This is a genomic window from Rhizobium sp. Nf11,1 (assembly GCF_050587665.1).
Lineage (GTDB): Bacteria > Pseudomonadota > Alphaproteobacteria > Rhizobiales > Rhizobiaceae > Rhizobium.
The window spans coordinates 17248-33355 of the sequence record NZ_JBOBHU010000008.1 but is presented as its reverse complement, the minus strand read 5'-3'; the positions used below and the strand labels follow the sequence as shown (position 1 = coordinate 33355).

At 58.9% G+C, this 16108-nt stretch carries 13 protein-coding genes and 1 pseudogene; 10 read left to right on the top strand and 4 right to left on the bottom strand.

The features are described 5' to 3' along the window. Positions 1–229 precede the first annotated feature (229 nt). The 7 genes from ACQ7C1_RS13790 (at position 230) to ACQ7C1_RS13760 (ending at position 4144) form a co-directional block, all read left to right on the top strand. Complete coding sequence (locus ACQ7C1_RS13790) at positions 230–559, top strand: ArsR/SmtB family transcription factor (protein WP_097601500.1); 330 nt, start codon at positions 230–232, stop codon at positions 557–559. After that, positions 556–1020: an SRPBCC family protein gene (locus ACQ7C1_RS13785; RefSeq protein WP_430958661.1), complete on the top strand. Its 465-nt coding sequence runs from the start codon at positions 556–558 to the stop codon at positions 1018–1020. The genes ACQ7C1_RS13790 and ACQ7C1_RS13785 overlap by 4 nt, the downstream gene beginning before the upstream one ends. Before the next feature lie 41 nt (positions 1021–1061). Next, the gene (locus ACQ7C1_RS13780; RefSeq protein ID WP_097601498.1) at positions 1062–1478 is read left to right on the top strand and encodes a GFA family protein; all 417 of its coding nucleotides are present in this window, start codon (positions 1062–1064) and stop codon (positions 1476–1478) included. A 190-nt stretch (positions 1479–1668) separates the two neighbouring features. Beyond that, positions 1669–2025 (top strand): ArsR/SmtB family transcription factor, encoded by a 357-nt coding sequence (locus ACQ7C1_RS13775; protein WP_097601497.1) that lies wholly within the window; start codon positions 1669–1671, stop codon positions 2023–2025. After that, on the top strand, positions 1994–2476 hold the full coding sequence (locus ACQ7C1_RS13770; RefSeq protein WP_430958660.1) for an SRPBCC family protein: 483 nt from the start codon (positions 1994–1996) through the stop codon (positions 2474–2476). The genes ACQ7C1_RS13775 and ACQ7C1_RS13770 overlap by 32 nt, the downstream gene beginning before the upstream one ends. Next, positions 2469–3089, top strand: a complete 621-nt coding sequence (locus ACQ7C1_RS13765; protein WP_430958806.1) for a glutathione S-transferase family protein — start codon at positions 2469–2471, stop codon at positions 3087–3089. Before ACQ7C1_RS13770 ends, ACQ7C1_RS13765 begins: the two co-directional genes overlap by 8 nt. A gap of 197 nt (positions 3090–3286) precedes the next feature. Next, the gene (locus tag ACQ7C1_RS13760) at positions 3287–4144 is read left to right on the top strand and encodes an alpha/beta hydrolase (RefSeq protein WP_430958659.1); all 858 of its coding nucleotides are present in this window, start codon (positions 3287–3289) and stop codon (positions 4142–4144) included. Between the two features lie 104 nt (positions 4145–4248). Here the strand turns inward: ACQ7C1_RS13760 and ACQ7C1_RS13755 are convergent, their stop codons facing one another. Beyond that, positions 4249–4599 carry an ethanolamine utilization protein gene (locus ACQ7C1_RS13755; protein WP_430958658.1) on the bottom strand — a complete coding sequence of 117 codons (351 nt, stop codon included), beginning with the start codon at positions 4597–4599 and terminating at the stop codon, positions 4249–4251. Between the two features lie 345 nt (positions 4600–4944). On the opposite strand from ACQ7C1_RS13755, the gene ACQ7C1_RS13750 reads away from it, so the two are divergent. Further along, the gene (locus ACQ7C1_RS13750; RefSeq protein ID WP_430958657.1) at positions 4945–10275 is read left to right on the top strand and encodes a DUF4082 domain-containing protein; all 5331 of its coding nucleotides are present in this window, start codon (positions 4945–4947) and stop codon (positions 10273–10275) included. Between the two features lie 196 nt (positions 10276–10471). Here ACQ7C1_RS13750 and ACQ7C1_RS13745 read toward each other — a convergent pair. Further along, a pseudogene (locus ACQ7C1_RS13745) lies at positions 10472–10585 on the bottom strand (aminoglycoside phosphotransferase); the annotation flags it as partial. A 357-nt stretch (positions 10586–10942) separates the two neighbouring features. Between ACQ7C1_RS13745 and ACQ7C1_RS13740 the strand changes: the two are divergent. Together ACQ7C1_RS13740 and ACQ7C1_RS13735 are read left to right on the top strand one after the other, a co-directional pair. After that, positions 10943–11302: a hypothetical protein gene (locus ACQ7C1_RS13740; protein WP_430958656.1), complete on the top strand. Its 360-nt coding sequence runs from the start codon at positions 10943–10945 to the stop codon at positions 11300–11302. A gap of 767 nt (positions 11303–12069) precedes the next feature. After that, positions 12070–13056: an acyltransferase family protein gene (locus ACQ7C1_RS13735; RefSeq protein WP_430958655.1), complete on the top strand. Its 987-nt coding sequence runs from the start codon at positions 12070–12072 to the stop codon at positions 13054–13056. Positions 13057–14304: 1248 nt separating this feature from the next. Here the strand turns inward: ACQ7C1_RS13735 and ACQ7C1_RS13730 are convergent. Both ACQ7C1_RS13730 and ACQ7C1_RS13725 read right to left on the bottom strand, forming a co-directional pair. Then, positions 14305–14988: a phosphatase PAP2 family protein gene (locus tag ACQ7C1_RS13730; protein ID WP_430958654.1), complete on the bottom strand. Its 684-nt coding sequence runs from the start codon at positions 14986–14988 to the stop codon at positions 14305–14307. A 167-nt stretch (positions 14989–15155) separates the two neighbouring features. Next, positions 15156–15926: an SOS response-associated peptidase gene (locus tag ACQ7C1_RS13725; protein WP_097597842.1), complete on the bottom strand. Its 771-nt coding sequence runs from the start codon at positions 15924–15926 to the stop codon at positions 15156–15158. Between the last annotated feature and the right edge of the window lie 182 nt (positions 15927–16108).

The window sequence follows — 16108 nt, the reverse complement described above, 5'->3', positions numbered from 1 at the left end:
GGTGCGATGTCATGGTGTCAACTCCGCGCCGAAATCGCCGATATCCGTCGGACGACAAGGAAAGCGGCAGCAGGCGGTGGTCGCCGTCGTGCAAGGTGCTCCGGCCGCGGTGGCGAGCCCAGACGCAAGGTGCCGGCATAGGGCTGATCAAGCATCCCTTTTCAGTTCATCCCGAAGACAGATACCAATTAGTATTGACTCATCAATTAGTCACGACTATTGTGTTTGCATGATCGAGACCACCCCAATTACCACCGTCATGCGCGCCCTTGCCGATCCTACCCGACGGGCGGTGTTCGAGCAGATCGTCCTCTCCAAGGAGATCACCGTCGTCGAACTGACACGGGCGAGCACCGTCACGCAGGGCGCCGTCTCGCAGCACCTCAAGGCGCTGAAGCAGGCGGGCCTCGTCGCCGAGCGCCCCGAGGGCCGCAATGTCTATTACCGCGCCGAGCCGGAAGGCCTTGCGCCGCTTGTCGACTGGATGAGCCATTACGGCACCTTCTGGCGCGAGCGTTTTGCCGATCTCAGAACCTTGCTGAAGGAAATCGATCCATGACCGACACCGCATTGAAGCCCGACACGCAGGAGATTGTCGTCGACGAAGTGTTCCCGCACGCGCCGGAAACAATCTGGAAAACGCTGACGTCAGCCGAGCTGATGGGCCGCTGGCTGATGATGCCGGCGGGCTTCGAGCCGGTCGTAGGCAAGCGCTTCACCTACCAGACGACGCCGGCCGGCGCGTGGGACGGCACCATTCGCTGTGAGGTGCTGGAGGTGAAGCCGAATGAGCGTCTCTCCTATGCCTGGAAAGGCGGACATGCCGAGAATGCCGGCTACGGCTCGCCGCTCGATACCGTCGTCACCTTCCTTCTCTCCAGGACGGAAAACGGCACACGGCTGCGCCTCGTTCATTCCGGCTTCCTGCTTCCTAGGAATGAAACCGCCTTCCAGAAGATGGGCGAAGGCTGGAAGAAGGTCGTGAAGAATATCGGCGCCCTCGCCGGCAGCGAGGACTGATCCGCACGAGCCACAGTCACAAATTTGTTCAGGAGAAAGCAATGAGCAAGCCTTATACCGGCGGCTGCGCCTGCGGCGCCATCCATTACGAGATCTCGGCCGAGCCGATTGCGATGAACGACTGCCAGTGCCGCGATTGCCAGCGGACGAGCGGCACCGGCCACGGATCCTATCTGACCTTCCCGAGCCGGCAGGCGGTGAAGCTTGAAGGAGTGGCCAGCCACTGGCAGATGGTCGCCGACAACGGCAATGTCAAAACGCGCGGCTTCTGCCCGGCCTGCGGCGCGCCTGTTTACCTGACCTTCTCATACATGCCCGATTTCTTCACCATCCACGCCGCCAGCCTCGACGAGCCCGAGCGATATCAGCCGCAAATGGCAACCTACACCGTCCGCGGCCTTGCCTGGGATCGGGTCGATCCCGACGTGGCGAAATTCGAAAAGATGCCGCCGATGTGAGGCTGGCGCAGCGCCTGCAAACATGGCGCTCTCGGGTGCTCGGTCGCGCGCGGCGAAGGGTCCGCTCACGACATCGTCGCTTGCCCACCAGGGGGTCGAGTTTCTTCCTGCCATTGCGGATTCCATAAATTATCTTGACATTTCGCCGCGTAGAACATAACCATTTAGCTATATAGCTAACTGGTGATGCATGGACGACAGGCTTGATGCGATTTTTTCCGCCCTCTCCGACCCCACACGCAGAGCAATTCTCGCGCGGCTTGCCAACGGCAAGGCGACCGTAGCCGAACTCGCGGACCCCTTCGAGCTGTCTCAACCCGCCATCTCAAAGCATCTCAAAGTCCTGGAACAGGCCGGGTTGATCCGCTCCGGCCGGGAAGCGAATTCGCGTCCCCGCATCCTCGAGCCGGCAGCCTTGAAGACAATTGCGGATTGGATCGCCGATTACAGGCGCTTCTGGGATGAAAGCTTCGATCGTCTCGATGACTACCTCTCCAAGGTACAAGGAAACGAAAATGACCAATCCCGAGACCGAAACAGACAATAGCCGTGAGTTGGTTCTCGTGCGAAGGTTCGATGCCCCCTGCGATCTCGTTTTCAAGGCATGGACCGACCCGAAAGCCCTGGTGCAATGGTGTGGCCCTCACGGCTTCACGGCGGTCGGCGACAGGCTGGAAGCCTGGCCAGGCGGCAGACACCGCGCCTGTCTGATTGCACCGGATGGAGAAGAGCATTGGGTCGGCGGAAGATATCTGGAGGTCGAGCCGCCGCACAGGCTTGTCTTTACCCATGCCTGGGAGACCGCAACCGGCGAAACCAGCCCCGAAACGATCGTCACGATCACCTTCAGGGAAAGCGACGGAGGCACGGAAATGACTTTTCGGCAGAGTGGATTTGCCAGTGCGTCCTCGCTTGAGGGTCATGAATCCGGTTGGTCTCAAAGTTTCGAACGATTGGACTCTTTTCTGGGAACCGCCGAAGGGCAAAATCATGGGTAAGGCGACAATGAAGCTTTACTATTGCGAGACGCTCAATCCGCGAAAGGCATGCGCCGCCGCGCGTTTTCTTCAAGCCGACGTGGAATTCGTAAGGGTTGACCTGGCGAGCGGAGAACAGCGAACCGCGGAATTCCTGGCGCTGAACCCGAACGGGAAAGTCCCGGTGCTGCAGGAGGAGGCCGGAACCTTATGGGAAGCAAACGCCATCATGTGCAGGCTGTCCGACACAGCCGCGTCGGATTTCTGGCCGCATGACCATCGGCAGATCGGCGTGCTGCGCTGGTTGAGCTGGGATGCCAGCCATTTCACGCGGCATGGAGCAACGCTGTGGTTTGAAAGTTTGATCAAGCCGTTGTTCGGCGGGAAGCCTGACGTCGCCATGATCGAAGACGCGAAGACGAGTTTTCGGCTCCATGCCCGGGTGCTCGACGATCATTTGGCCGAGAACAGCGTCGCCGTCGGGAAGACACTGACCGTTGCCGATTTCGCACTGGCAGTTGCACTTCCTTATGCAACCGCTGCCGACATACCACTCGCCGAATTCCGGCATATCCAAAAGTGGTACGCACGGCTTGAAGAACTGGATGCTCGGCAAAACCCTTTTCCAGCCTGAGAGGCACGCGCCAAGGGCTATTGCGGTTTGATAGGTGTTATCGCCGAAGCCCCGCTGAGGACATCGTCGTCTTCGACCTCTTCTCCGCAGCAACGATTCGTGCCTATATTGCCGCTATGCCGAGCACACCACGCCGTAATAGGCCGCGTTGCTGCAAAGCGTCCTGGGCATTGCCAAACCGGCGGGTACATTCTGTCGTGAGCACCACAAAGTACTTGCTGATCTTGCCGCTGATGGCGGTCATCGCCTACATGGCGATCGTGGCTCTGGTCTATTTTTCGCAGGCAAGACTGCTTTATCCCGGAGCCGGCGCCACACCTGCTCCGGACCACCCGAGTTGGGGCGAGTCGGTCCACGTCAAGACGCCCGACGGCGAGATGCTTCAGGGATTGTACAGCCAGAGCGACAGCGACAAGCCCTGCGTGCTCCTGTTTTTCGGAAACGGTGACCGCGTCGACAATTACGCGTTTCTCGCTCAGGCGCTGGCCGCGCACGGGATCGGCTTGCTGGCGATTTCCTATCGCGGCTATCCCGGATCGACCGGCTCACCCAGCGAACAGGGGCTGCTGACCGACGGCATCGCCGCATTCGACTGGCTTTCGGCACACGCCGGAAGCGAGATCGTTGTGCTCGGCCGGTCACTTGGCACCGGCGTAGCCGTGAACACCGCCGCGAAGAGGCCGGCCGCCGGGGTCATTCTTGTATCGCCGTACCTGTCGGTTCTGTCGGTTGCGCAGGCGCGCTATCCGTTCCTCCCGGCTGAAATTCTTCTCAAGGATCCGTTTCGCTCGGACCTCAACATAGGCAAGGTCAGACAACCGAAGTTGTTCCTCCACGGCAGGCTTGATGACAGCATCCCACTGTCTTCAGGGCAGGCGCTGTACGAGATCGCACCCGAACCCAAGCGAATGGTGATCTATGACAGTGTGGGTCACAACGACATCTTCAGCGATAGCCTGGTCGGCGACGTGGTCCGTTTCGTGGAAGCGCTGAAAGGAAGCGGTCCCAGATCCCGTCAGGAACAGGAGCCGGTTCCCGGCGTGATCGAGCGATAGATGGCTTGACTGTGTGATCAGCAGACAGTTAGCGCTTTTGGCGTCACGCACCGCCACCACATAATCGTTTCGCTTTTTCAGATTGAGGGCCACGCATGCGCGGCCTACGCATGCGCCGGCCGCCAATGCGGATAGGTGACATAGGCGGTGAGCGCGCCCTCCTCATGCGAGCGGATCGTCACGGTCTCGCCCTTCGGCATGTAGACGATCTCGCTCGGCCCGGCGCTGACCGTTCCCGCCTCTGTCGAAACCGAAAGCCGCCCTTCCAGAACGATCATGACATCGTCGACCGCCATCGTTTCGGTCAGGCTCTGGCCCGGCGCGTAACGTCCGTAACCGATGGTGATCGGCCCGCCATGCCGCTCATCGACGAGATTGCCGACGCGGATATCTGCCTCCTGCCCGGGGGAACGCTCCAGCGAAGCGTCAGCAATCGTGAATTTCTGTATCTTCATCGTCCACCTCCATGCCGCCGGCTTAGGTAACGCGGAAATCTCCTGCGCCAAGTCCGCAGCTTGGCGCGAGCCACGAAAGCCCCGACTTCATCGGCGCATAGAGTGGCAAAGGCCGCGTCGTCCGCACCCATTAGCCAGCCTGCAGCTGAGCTCCAGTGCACCAAGGGCGTGTGAGGAGTGACAGAGTTCTACCAACAAAGAGCTAATTGGAAAGTCCAAAGGATCGGAGCATAGTCCGCGCAGTGGAGTTCAGCGCGCGTGGGGAAAAGCGGGACACTGGACTCCCGCAGCCACGCCTCGACGACTTAGCAGACAACATTGACAGGTTGATGCGGAGGTAGCGTGATGGCGCAGGGCGTTGTTTCTCTCAGCGGGACTCTGACTCAGAATCAGACCTTGGCGGCAAACGTCACCGATGTTGACGGGTTACCGTCAGGGACGGTCATTACCTATCAGTGGCAGCAGAGCAGCGATAACGGTGCCACTTGGAGCAACATAACAGGTGCAGCCACAGCCGCCCTGACCTTGCAGCAGGCTCAAGTCGGAAAGCGGGTGCGGGCAACCGCTGCTTACACCGATGCTTTGGGTAACCAGGAACTGGTTGCCAGCACCACCAATACCGCCGTCGCCAACGTGAGCGACATAGGCGTAGTCGCGATCACCGGTACACCCGTACAAGGCCAAGCCCTGACCGCCGCGGTCTTGGATCTGGATGGGCTCGCCAATGTATCGATCAGCTATCGCTGGCAGCAACTGATCGGAAACACCTGGAGCAACATCGCAAACGCCACCGGCTCGACGTGGACGCTTCAGGCAGCGCAGGTCGGCAGGCAGGTCCGCGTCCAGGTAACCTATACCGATCAGTCGGGAGGAACCGAAAACAATCGAACCAGCCTGGCCACATCCCCGATCGTCGCGAGCAATCCTGCCGGCAACGACATTGGCGTCGTCTCCATCATCGGGGCCGCAAATCAAAATCGCACGATCGCGGCGGGTGTTACCGATGTCGACGAGCTACCGGCCGGGACCATCGTCGCTTACCAATGGCAGCAAAGCAGCGATGGCGGCGGCACGTGGGGCAACATTGCCGGCGCCACTGCGAAAACCCTCAGCCTGCAGCAAGCACTGGTTGGGAAGCAGGTTCGGGCGACCGCCACCTACACCGATGCCCTTGGCAACAACGAGACGGTCGCAAGCGGTCCGACGACGGCAGTCGCCAACGTGAACGACGCAGGCGTGGCGACGATCACCGGTACGCCCGTTCAGGGCCAGGCCCTGACCGCGGCCGTTACCGACCTCGATGGGCTCGCCAACGTGTCGATCACCTATCGCTGGCAGCAGCTGATCGGGACGACCTGGACCGACATCGCCGGAGCCACCGGTCCGAACTGGACACTCCAGGCAGCGCAGGTGGGCAGGCAAGTCCGTGTGAGGACCACTTACACCGATCAGCTGGGTGGTGTCGAAACCAACCGGGCGAGCGCGCCGACCGCAGCGATTGTCAGTGCCAACAACCGTCCGGGTGTGCTTGGCATCAGCGGGACCGCGACGCAGGGTCAGGTGCTGACGGCCGCTGTCACCGACGCGGACGGTGTGCCGGGATCGGTGAGCTATCAGTGGCAGCAGAGCAGCAACGGCACCACGTGGAGCAATATTGGCGGAGCGACTGCCAACACGCTGACCCTGCAGCAGGCCCAGGTCGGCAATTTCGTGCGGGCAACAGCCAGTTACATCGACAACCTCGGCAACAGCGAAAATGTCACCAGCCCGGCGACGTCCTCGGCAGTCGCCAATGTCAACGATCCCGGCGTGATCTCGATCACTGGCATAGCGAGCCAGGGCCAGACCCTGACCGCCAGCCTCAGTGACATCGATGGCCTGCCGGCAAGCGTCACCTATCTTTGGCAGAGCAGCGACAACGGCACTACGTGGAGTGACGTCGCGGCCGGGCAAAGCCTGACCCTCGGCAGCAGTCTCGTCGGCAAGCGCGTGCGGGTGAATGCCACTTATACCGACCTGCGTGGCACTGGCGAGACCGTCGTGAGCGCGGCGACTGCCCCGGTTACATCAGTAAGCTCCAGCCCCGTCAGCCTCTTCACCACCCAGACGCCGGCCCAACCCAACTTCACCGACGGGCCGGGAGTGGACTGGGAAGTCGGGATGCGCTTCGTCAGCAGCAATACCGGTTCGATCCAGGCGGTCCGCTATTACAAGTCTCCCAGCGAGACCGGCACGCATGTCGGCCGCATCTGGTCGGCTACCGGGCAGCAGCTGGCAAGCGTCACCTTCACCAATGAGACCGCCTCAGGCTGGCAGCAGCAGACCTTGGCAAGTCCGCTGGTCATCAATGCCGGCACCACCTATGTCGTCTCGGTCAATGCCAACAGCTACTATTCGGTGACCTCGAACGGCTTCGCCAATCCGATCAGCAATGGCGGATTGACCGCCCCGGCCGGCGCCGGTGTCTACAACGAAACCATCGGCACGTTTCCAGCCCTCGTCTACCAGAACGAAAACTACTTCCGCGATGTCGTGTTTTCTGCCGCGGCGGCCAATCCCGACAACCACCCGGGTGTGCTTGGCATCAGCGGGACGGCGACGCAGGGTCAGGTATTGACGGCCGCCGTCACCGACGCGGACGGTGTGCCGGGATCGGTGAGCTATCAGTGGCAGCAGAGCAGCAACGGCACCACGTGGAGCAATATTGGCGGAGCGACTGCCAATACGCTGACCCTGCAGCAGGCCCAGGTCGGCAATTTCGTGCGGGCAACAGCCAGTTACATCGACAACCTCGGCAACAGCGAGAATGTCACCAGCCCGGCGACGCCCTCGGCAGTCGCCAATGTCAACGATCCCGGCGTGATCTCGATCACTGGCATAGCGAGCCAGGGCCAGACCCTGACCGCCAGCCTCAGTGACATCGATGGCCTGCCGGCAAGCGTCACCTATCTGTGGCAGAGCAGCGACAACGGTACTACGTGGAGTGACGTCGCGGCCGGGCAAAGCCTGACCCTCGGCAGCAGCCTCGTCGGCAAGCGCGTGCGGGTGAATGCCACTTATACCGACCTGCGTGGCACTGGCGAGACCGTCGTGAGCGCGGCGACTGCGCCGATTACCTCAGTAAGCTCCAGCCCCGTCAGCCTCTTCACCACCCAGACGCCGGCCCAACCCAACTTCACCGACGGGCCGGGAGTGGACTGGGAAGTCGGGATGCGCTTCGTCAGCAGCAATACCGGTTCGATCCAGGCGGTCCGCTATTACAAGTCTCCCAGCGAGACCGGCACGCATGTCGGCCGCATCTGGTCGGCTACCGGGCAGCAGCTGGCAAGCGTCACCTTCACCAATGAGACCGCCTCAGGCTGGCAGCAGCAGACTTTGGCAAGCCCGCTGGTCATCAATGCCGGCACCACCTATGTCGTCTCGGTCAATGCCAACAGCTACTATTCGCTGACCTCGAACGGCTTCGCCAATCCGATCAGCAATGGCGGATTGACCGCCCCGGTCGGCGCCGGTGTCTACAACGAAACCATCGGCACGTTTCCAGCCCTCGTCTACCAGAACGAAAACTACTTCCGCGACGTCGTCTTCTCTGCTGGATCAAGCGTTGCCTTGCGGGACAACGCCACCATCTACGTCAGTGAAACAGCGGGCGCTGCAACAATCACCGTCGTTCGCACAGGCAGTACGAGCGGACAGCTGACACTGGAGTACACGACCAACGAGATCGGCGGAGCCGGAGCGGCACAGGCTGGAGCGGACTATACGTTGCCGACCTTCAATGGCCGAGCCAATACCGGGCAAGTTGTTTTCGAGGACGGCGAGAGCAGCAAGACGTTTGCCATCCCAATCGTCAATGATCCTGATGCCGAAGGGACGGAGACATTTTCTGTCGGCATCCAGAATCCCGGGCCTGGTGGCTCCCTGGCAGCGCCGCGGACTGTTCTGGTCTCCATCGTCGACAACGATTCCGCACCAACCATCTCCCTGAACAATCCGGTCATCACCTTGTCGGAGGCGGCCGCCGCCGCCACCATCACGGTTCAGCGCAGCGGAAACATCGATGCCACGGCCACCGTCGCATATGCAACGAGCAATGGCAGCGCGATCGCGGGCTCCGATTATACGACAACAACGGGCGTGCTCACCTTTGCCGCAGGGCAAGCGATCCAGACCATTTCTGTTCCGCTGCTCAACAACACGACGGCCGAGAGCAACGAAAGCTTCACTTTAACCTTGAGCAACCCGACAGGTGCTGTCCTGGGGAGCCAAACGACTGCGACCGTCAACATCCTGGACGACGACAGCAACCTCGGCAATCTGGTCCGACAGACCGTCGTGTCCGGCTTGACCGAGCCAACGGCCCTCGATTGGACCCCCGATGGCCGCTATATGGTTGTCGCGCAGCAGAATGGCATTGTGCGGGTGGTGGACAACGGCACGCTGAGATCGACGCCGCTTGTCGATTTGTCCAGCCAGGTCAACTATACGCCCGGAGACCGGGGGATGCTGGGGCTGGCAATTCATCCGAACTTCGCGGCAAATCCATACGTCTATCTGCTCTACACCTACGATCCGCCGGAAACCGCGACTGGAACCGGCCTGGCGGGACCGGATACCAAAGGGAACCGTCCTTCGCGCCTCGTTCGGCTTACGGTCAACCCCAACACGATGATTGCCGATCCGGCCAGCATGGTCGTGCTGGCCGGTACCAACAGCACCTGGGCATACACCAGCCGTCCGGATCTCGACAGTACCGGCGCTGTGAACATCCCGCCGTCCGGCATCGTCAACGGCACCACCATCACCGCCCCTGCAAGCCAGATCGAGGTGGGAACACAGGACAACGATCCAGATCGCGCTGGAATCCAGAACCAGAATATTCGGGACTATCTGGCGACGGACAGCGACTCCCATTCCAATGGAGCACTCCATTTCGGACCCGACGGCATGCTGTACTTCAGCAACGGAGACGGCACCTCATACAATTTCATGGACCCTCGCACGGTTCGCGCTCAAGACGTTCACAATCTGTCCGGCAAAGTCCTGAGGATAGATCCGATGACCGGCGCGGGCGTTCCGGGGAACCCCTTCTATGACCCCGCAGATCCGAACAGCAATCAGTCCAAGGTATTCTATTCGGGCGTGCGCAACGCCTATCGCTTCACCTTCGATCCAGTGACCAACCTGCCCGTGCTCGGAGATGTCGGCTGGACCACTTGGGAGGAAATAAATACCGGCCCTGCAGGATCGAATTTCGGTTGGCCCTATCTGGAAGGTCCTGGCCGAACGGGCGGCTACCAGGATCTCCCTCAGGCGATCAGCTTCTACAACAATGGGAACCGAAACAGCCCTTCTGATCAGGCTGCTGTTTTTCCGCTTCTATCGAGAAGCCACGGTTCGCCCGACAACGCCACTGCGATCACCGTCGGGGACTTCTACAACGACAACACCCTGATGTTTGCGGATCTTGTCAATGGAAATGTCTACACCGCAACGATGAACGCAAGCCGACAGATCTCGAACGTACAGGTCTTCGATACGGGCGTCCCCTATCTGGTAGACATTCAGAAGGGACCGGACGGCTGGCTTTACGGCGCTGATTTGGGCACCGGTACTATCCGTCGCTGGGCAGACCCCAATGCGCCGACCGGCGCGACCCTGTTGACACCGACTTGAGCCGCAGCATTCAGGATGGGATTGGTGGCGCGGCTCAATCGGTCGTCGTGAACAAGGCTGCCAGCGTGACCGGTGTTTCACACCCACCTTGAACGATTCATTTGATAAGCAGATGTTTACCGTCGCGACGCATGGATAGGTGTTCATGTCAATTTGATTGCAAACTGCTATATAGCTTCCCACTCTCATCGGCACGGACGGCGATCTGCCCCTGGACCCGAACGCTCCACACGTCGTTGGCAACTCCACCCGCCAGTCGTTCGACGCGAACCGCGTCTTCACCCCAATGCCTGAGTGCGTCCCATCCCATCGGCAATATCCCTAGCGGACCGTTTTTGAAATCAGTGGGAGAAGTAAGGAAGGTTTGCGCCGCCGCAATGGCTGTTCGTCCTCTTCAATACGGCGGATTTCGGATGGTCCCGAAGTTGAATGTCTCAACCATGGTGCTGATAGGGTCAGGGAAGTAGGGGTGGCAACGGGTTTGTCTTTCACGACATACTCGTTTTGCTCCTCGTCTCCCCATCATGATCAACGCAACCGCATGATTGTCTATTCGGAACATAACGCGCGAACGACAGTTCCGCAGTCTGGACCATTACGGCATTGGTTGAAACCATTTTAACCGGATTCATTGCAAGACATTGTGAGTCATGCGCTGGAGATGCCATTGAAAAGCGTAATTTTGGTTTTCGCTGGATTGTCAATCAGCTGTTCGACGGCAGTGGCCCAGGAACCGCAGCCCCATCCAGTGCTGAGTAGGGAGCAGTTTCTGTCCTACGCCGCTGGCGCAGTGGTTGCAGGCATGTACTGCGGGAAACTCGAGTTGAACGCCGATTTCTTCTTGGGATACGAATACGCTACCGGCGTTTATCCGCCCTTCGACCCCGATTTCCGGCCTGAGATGGCGAGGGTTGAGAAGGACGCCAAAAGCGATCTCGACAGCTACTGTAAGCTGGCGCGACTGATGTTCTACAAGGGCAACAAACCTAAACCATTGGCAGCCCCTCTTCTGGTCGACAAGCAGTGACAGCACCTTTCCTTGGATTAGTTCTGATGACCGCAATTGGCGGACGGCGGGCCTGAACGGCCTTTGGATCACTAATGATAATAGGGGCATATATGGGCAAGGTTATCGACTTCGATCCGCGAAAGCGTCGGAAGTAGAAGGCGAGAGGCAAACCGCCGCACGGACCGCAGAGGCGCTATGCCCGCAAAGGTCCAAACAACAGTCACTGGGAGAGCTTGCACGAACAATCTGTCGTTCGATACCAGTGAAACACAAACAGCGACCCGCAGCGGGAAACAAAATGCGCCCAGCTTTTAGATATATTGCAGCAGCAATTGGATCTGTCGTTCTCATCAGCGTTGGCGTGGTCGTGAAGGGGCTGCTTGATGCCAATGACCTCATTGACCGCTTTCGGTTATGCAATTGAACCCGGAAATGGCACGGAGTGTGGTTGCTGCGACTCGTTCGCGCCACTCTAGTGCTTTTCCCCAGAGTCGGACGACCCGGTTGGTCAGAAGCGACAGGACGTGATGGTTACTCGCTCGATGAGCGCGGCCGCGCCTTCATAGTCGTAGGCGTCCGCTATCGCAGAAACTATGAGATCAGAAAACGCGGCGGTTACGTTGCTTTCTTGCGCTTCGCAGGAAATATTCCTTTAAATGCTCTATCAATACGTAAGAGATTAGAATGTTAAACATCGTGAACGTTGTAAGTCGGAAGTCACCCTATCGGTCTGAATTCTGTTTCTTATGATCTAAATGCCCACGTCCATGTCCAAAGTTCGGCGCATGCGCGCTCTTGACGGCTTGCGCGGCCTGGCAGCGCTCGGTGTCGTGGCCTATCACTATCTCGACACACCCGCTTACTATGGTCTCCTCGGCGTCGAGCTGTTCTTTGTCATCAGCGGCTTCGTAATCCTGATGACGCTGGAGCGCGTTCGCTCGCTTTCCCAATTTGCCATGGGCCGTGCCTGCCGCCTGTATCCCGCTTACTGGCTTTCCGTCGCGGCCGCCGGCCTATTCTTGTGGGCAACCAACCAGACTCCCGGGCAAACCGTCCTCATCAATGCCACGATGCTACAGGCTTTCCTCTACGCGCCCAATCTCATCAGCCCATATTGGACCCTGGCGTACGAACTCGTGTTCTACGCTGCGATGGCCATCGTGTTTGCGGCCAAACGCCTTCGGAATATCGACGTTGTTGCGGTTGCTTGGCTGGCCCTCATGATCCTGGTCAGAAGCCTCATGCTCCTGACTGGACATGGCTTTCGCCTCTACAACGACTGGATGGTGCAGTCGCTGCTCATGCCGCAGTTCGGCCACCTGTTCATCGCCGGCATGATGCTCTACCGGATCAATACCGGCCGGGCGACGATGTTGACCCGGGTGGCGCTCGTCCTTTCCGTTCTTTACTCGCTCTTCGGCCGTCCGGATTGGGCGCATATCGGTCCGCTCCTCTATTTCTCAGTCAATGCGGCGTTCGTCGTCGCCGTGTGGGCCGCCTCGACGGGCCGGGCACGAGCTTTGGCCACACCATTGCTGGCGGAGCTGGGGGTCTGCTCCTATTCGCTCTACCTGTTGCACTTGCCCGTGAAGCTGATTTTGAGCCATCTTTTCGGTCAACTGAGCGAGCAGCCGTGGTTCCCCTTCATTGTCCTTTTCCCAGCCGCCGTCGGGGCCGCGCTTCTTTCACGGAGATACGTCGAACAACCTGCTCAGCTGTGGGCCAGGAAGCGGCTCGAGCCTGCCCCTGCGACGGCCGAAAAAACTGTTTGAATCGCGCAAGCTGCGGAGACGGTGCGGTTTTTCAGCTCAAGCAAGAGAAGACGAGACGGGCGTCACCAGTGTCGTCATCTGGCCCAGGCTATTCGAGCGTTCACGACGGGTTGCGCTCGGTGCCTCGACGGTGGCGGTCAACGGTCGCATCCAGCGGGAGTTGGAAGGCCACATTCGGCCCGAAGTGTCGGGCCGTGCGGAGCGTCGCTTGGGAGCGGACCGGAAAATTGCCTCCGCACGACCCAACTCTGAGATGGGGTGGATCGCAAGCTGAAAGGCGTGTGCGATCCGAAGTAACTGCCTCTCTGCCGCGATCCGGTGACTTAACCTCACTGTGCTGCCTGTGGTTCCAGTACAATACCGGACAAAAGCCCTCGCAAGGGGGCAAGTCTTGGCAGGCGACGCCAGGCATTGTGGAGATTGGAACATGAGCCGCCGCCAAACATTATGTGCTTGCAACCTGGCTCATTCCCATTGAAGGAGATTCCACGTGAATAACTTAATCTGGCTCGTCGGCGCCGTCGTCATCGTGCTCGCTATCCTGAGCTTCTTCGGCTTCCGTTGAGAAAGAAGTGCGGCGGCTCAACTGCACCATCCATGAACGCAGGAGCACGCCGCTACGCCGGACGAAGAACCCGACCGGCGCAGCATGTTATATGGGGAGCATTAGCAGCGACTTAAATGTCTGCTGTCGTACCCACTGTGGATCGAGGCTGTCCGGTCGAACTCGCGACTGGATGCGTCCGCCTTTGATGGCGCCCCACATGGATACGGCGCCATGAGGCCGCGGGTGTTAGAACCCTTCACTTTGATACGATCCGCGGATGAATTCGATTGAACATCACTCGGCGATTTCTTTCGAATTGTCTTGGAAGTGGGCTCGGGCAGTCTCGTCAAGATGGATCAGCTTGTCGATCGATTCCTCAACAGCGGCGGGGTGATCGGGCATAGTGCGGTTCCGGTACGATGCCGGACAAAAAAAGCCCCGCCGAAACGGGGCAAGTCTTGACAACACGGATCGCACAGGAGGAACACCCGTGCTTTCCTGTTGCCTCAACGAACGAGGGACCGGCTAGGTTCCGTTACAGCGTTGGAGATAGTTAAACTCAGCTTCGGCCTTCTTATTAGGCCAATCTCCGCTTGCTACGGTTTCGATTTTCGCCAGCCGGCCGCTCAAGTCGTCTATGTGATCCGGAACGGCCTGCAGTGGAAGGATGTGCTGTTTATCCGAGCTCGTCGATCTCGCAATCACGAGATGAGGTGTTGAATGGCCCTTCCGACGAGCCGCAGTTCGTCGAACTGCGTCACAAATTCATAGGATATGACAAAGAAACCAGAGAAGAACAAACCTGGAAAGCGCTCCTCAGCCGTTAGCACAGACGGCATCAATAGCTTCTGAAGAGGGCGTGCAACCAGAAGGGCTGTGCACACGCCTACAAAAGCGCCACCCAGGATGTCGGTCGCATAATGATAGCCAGCATAGATGCGCGGCAGGCAAATCACGAACGTCGACCAGATGAAGCAGGCCGCACCAAGCGGTCGGGATGCACGCCACATCGTTGTCGATACCGCGAAGGTCAGCGCGGCATGGTCACTGGGGAAGGAACTCCAATGCTCAAGCGCTTTCGGATCAACGCCCAAAGGCAGCACGAAGTCGGGATTGCCTGAATGCAGCGGCCTGAGACGCTCTGGCAGAAACAGTTGTATAAATCGCGATATGCCAATTCCGAAGAACATGTCGATGATGCATTCGACAATAACCGGCTTCCACTTCTTTCGAAAAAACCATAAAAACCATAATAATATAAATAGAGTCAGAAATTTTACAGTGTTCAAGTCAAGAAAATGAATAATGAACTTATTCGCTATAATCGACTTGGATGAATATTGACCCATCAGCTTCATCACGAAGGTGTCGAGACCGTTCAGCATTTGAGAAGCCAGCCAATTTCTTTGGTTTGGAATGATCTATGATGTATAGTTATGTCATCATCCCATTAAGACCACTCCGCGCAGCCGGCGACACAGCAATAGTGCTCGATAATCAGGTTAGCGCCCGGCGCCGATGATGCCTTTATGCCCTTGTCCACTCACGGTGATTACAGCAAACTCGTTTGCACCGGCTCCCCGTCGTTGCTGATGATGGTGGAGCCATAGGCCTCGCGCGAGATCACCCTGATTGCATCGTTCGGCAGCGGGCGGGCGAGCGCCTTCGCCTCTTCCCAAGGGGCGCGCATCCACACGTCGACTTCTTCTTGCGTCAGCAGCAAGACCGGCATCGCCTTTCCATGGATCGGTTTGACGACATCGTTGGGGTCGGTGGTCAAGAAGCCGTAGAGGTCGTCGGTCGTAAGACCATCCTTGACTTTCCGAACGCTTTGCCATTGCGGAACGTGGATCCCAGCGAAGAACATCAACGGCCTGCTGTCGTCACGGGCGAACCACGCGTTCGGCGTGCTTCCACCGTCCTGTTTGCTGGCGGGATCGGGTTCGGCAAAACTGGTCACCGGCACTATGCAACGGCTCTGGACGCCGAACCATTTCTTCCAGTGCGAAACATTGAGGTTGCGGACGTTGGTGACGCCCTTATCCGGCTCCATCCGGATGAGCATGTCCATGTCGACGGGCTTGGCTTTTTGGCGCAATTTCTCTGCCCGGGCCTCAGCTGCCTGTTTGATCACGAAGAATGGCGAAGGAAGACCCCATCTCGCATGGACAAGCTGCTTGCGGCCATCTGCTGTGTTGCGGACGATCGGGCCCAATTGGTCCGGGTTCATCTGGTAGGCCGGCATCAAGTTGACCAGACTCTCGACGTCTTGAGCCCACTTATTGACCCAATCCTTCGCATCCATCCGGTATAGATTGCACACATCTCCCTCCTTCGGCGTCCAGGCCCCATTGCGGGCCACTTCGTCCGTATCGATAAACTGGCCGTCCCAGCGATCCCTGAATTGCTCTGCAGCTTCGCGGCTGCTGAAGCAAAAGACAAGATAGCTATCCCACTCGATCGACGCCCTATAGCTCTTCGATCTGCTGTCCAGTGCGAGCGCGG

Coding starts and splice junctions, on each gene's coding strand:
- ACQ7C1_RS13790 (WP_097601500.1), top strand. CDS start 230: ATGATCGAGACCACCCCAATTACCACCGTCATGCGCGCCCTTGCCGAT.
- ACQ7C1_RS13785 (WP_430958661.1), top strand. CDS start 556: ATGACCGACACCGCATTGAAGCCCGACACGCAGGAGATTGTCGTCGAC.
- ACQ7C1_RS13780 (WP_097601498.1), top strand. CDS start 1,062: ATGAGCAAGCCTTATACCGGCGGCTGCGCCTGCGGCGCCATCCATTAC.
- ACQ7C1_RS13775 (WP_097601497.1), top strand. CDS start 1,669: ATGGACGACAGGCTTGATGCGATTTTTTCCGCCCTCTCCGACCCCACA.
- ACQ7C1_RS13770 (WP_430958660.1), top strand. CDS start 1,994: ATGACCAATCCCGAGACCGAAACAGACAATAGCCGTGAGTTGGTTCTC.
- ACQ7C1_RS13765 (WP_430958806.1), top strand. CDS start 2,469: ATGGGTAAGGCGACAATGAAGCTTTACTATTGCGAGACGCTCAATCCG.
- ACQ7C1_RS13755 (WP_430958658.1), bottom strand. CDS start 4,599: ATGAAGATACAGAAATTCACGATTGCTGACGCTTCGCTGGAGCGTTCC.
- ACQ7C1_RS13750 (WP_430958657.1), top strand. CDS start 4,945: ATGGCGCAGGGCGTTGTTTCTCTCAGCGGGACTCTGACTCAGAATCAG.
- ACQ7C1_RS13735 (WP_430958655.1), top strand. CDS start 12,070: ATGCGCGCTCTTGACGGCTTGCGCGGCCTGGCAGCGCTCGGTGTCGTG.
- ACQ7C1_RS13730 (WP_430958654.1), bottom strand. CDS start 14,988: ATGCTGAACGGTCTCGACACCTTCGTGATGAAGCTGATGGGTCAATAT.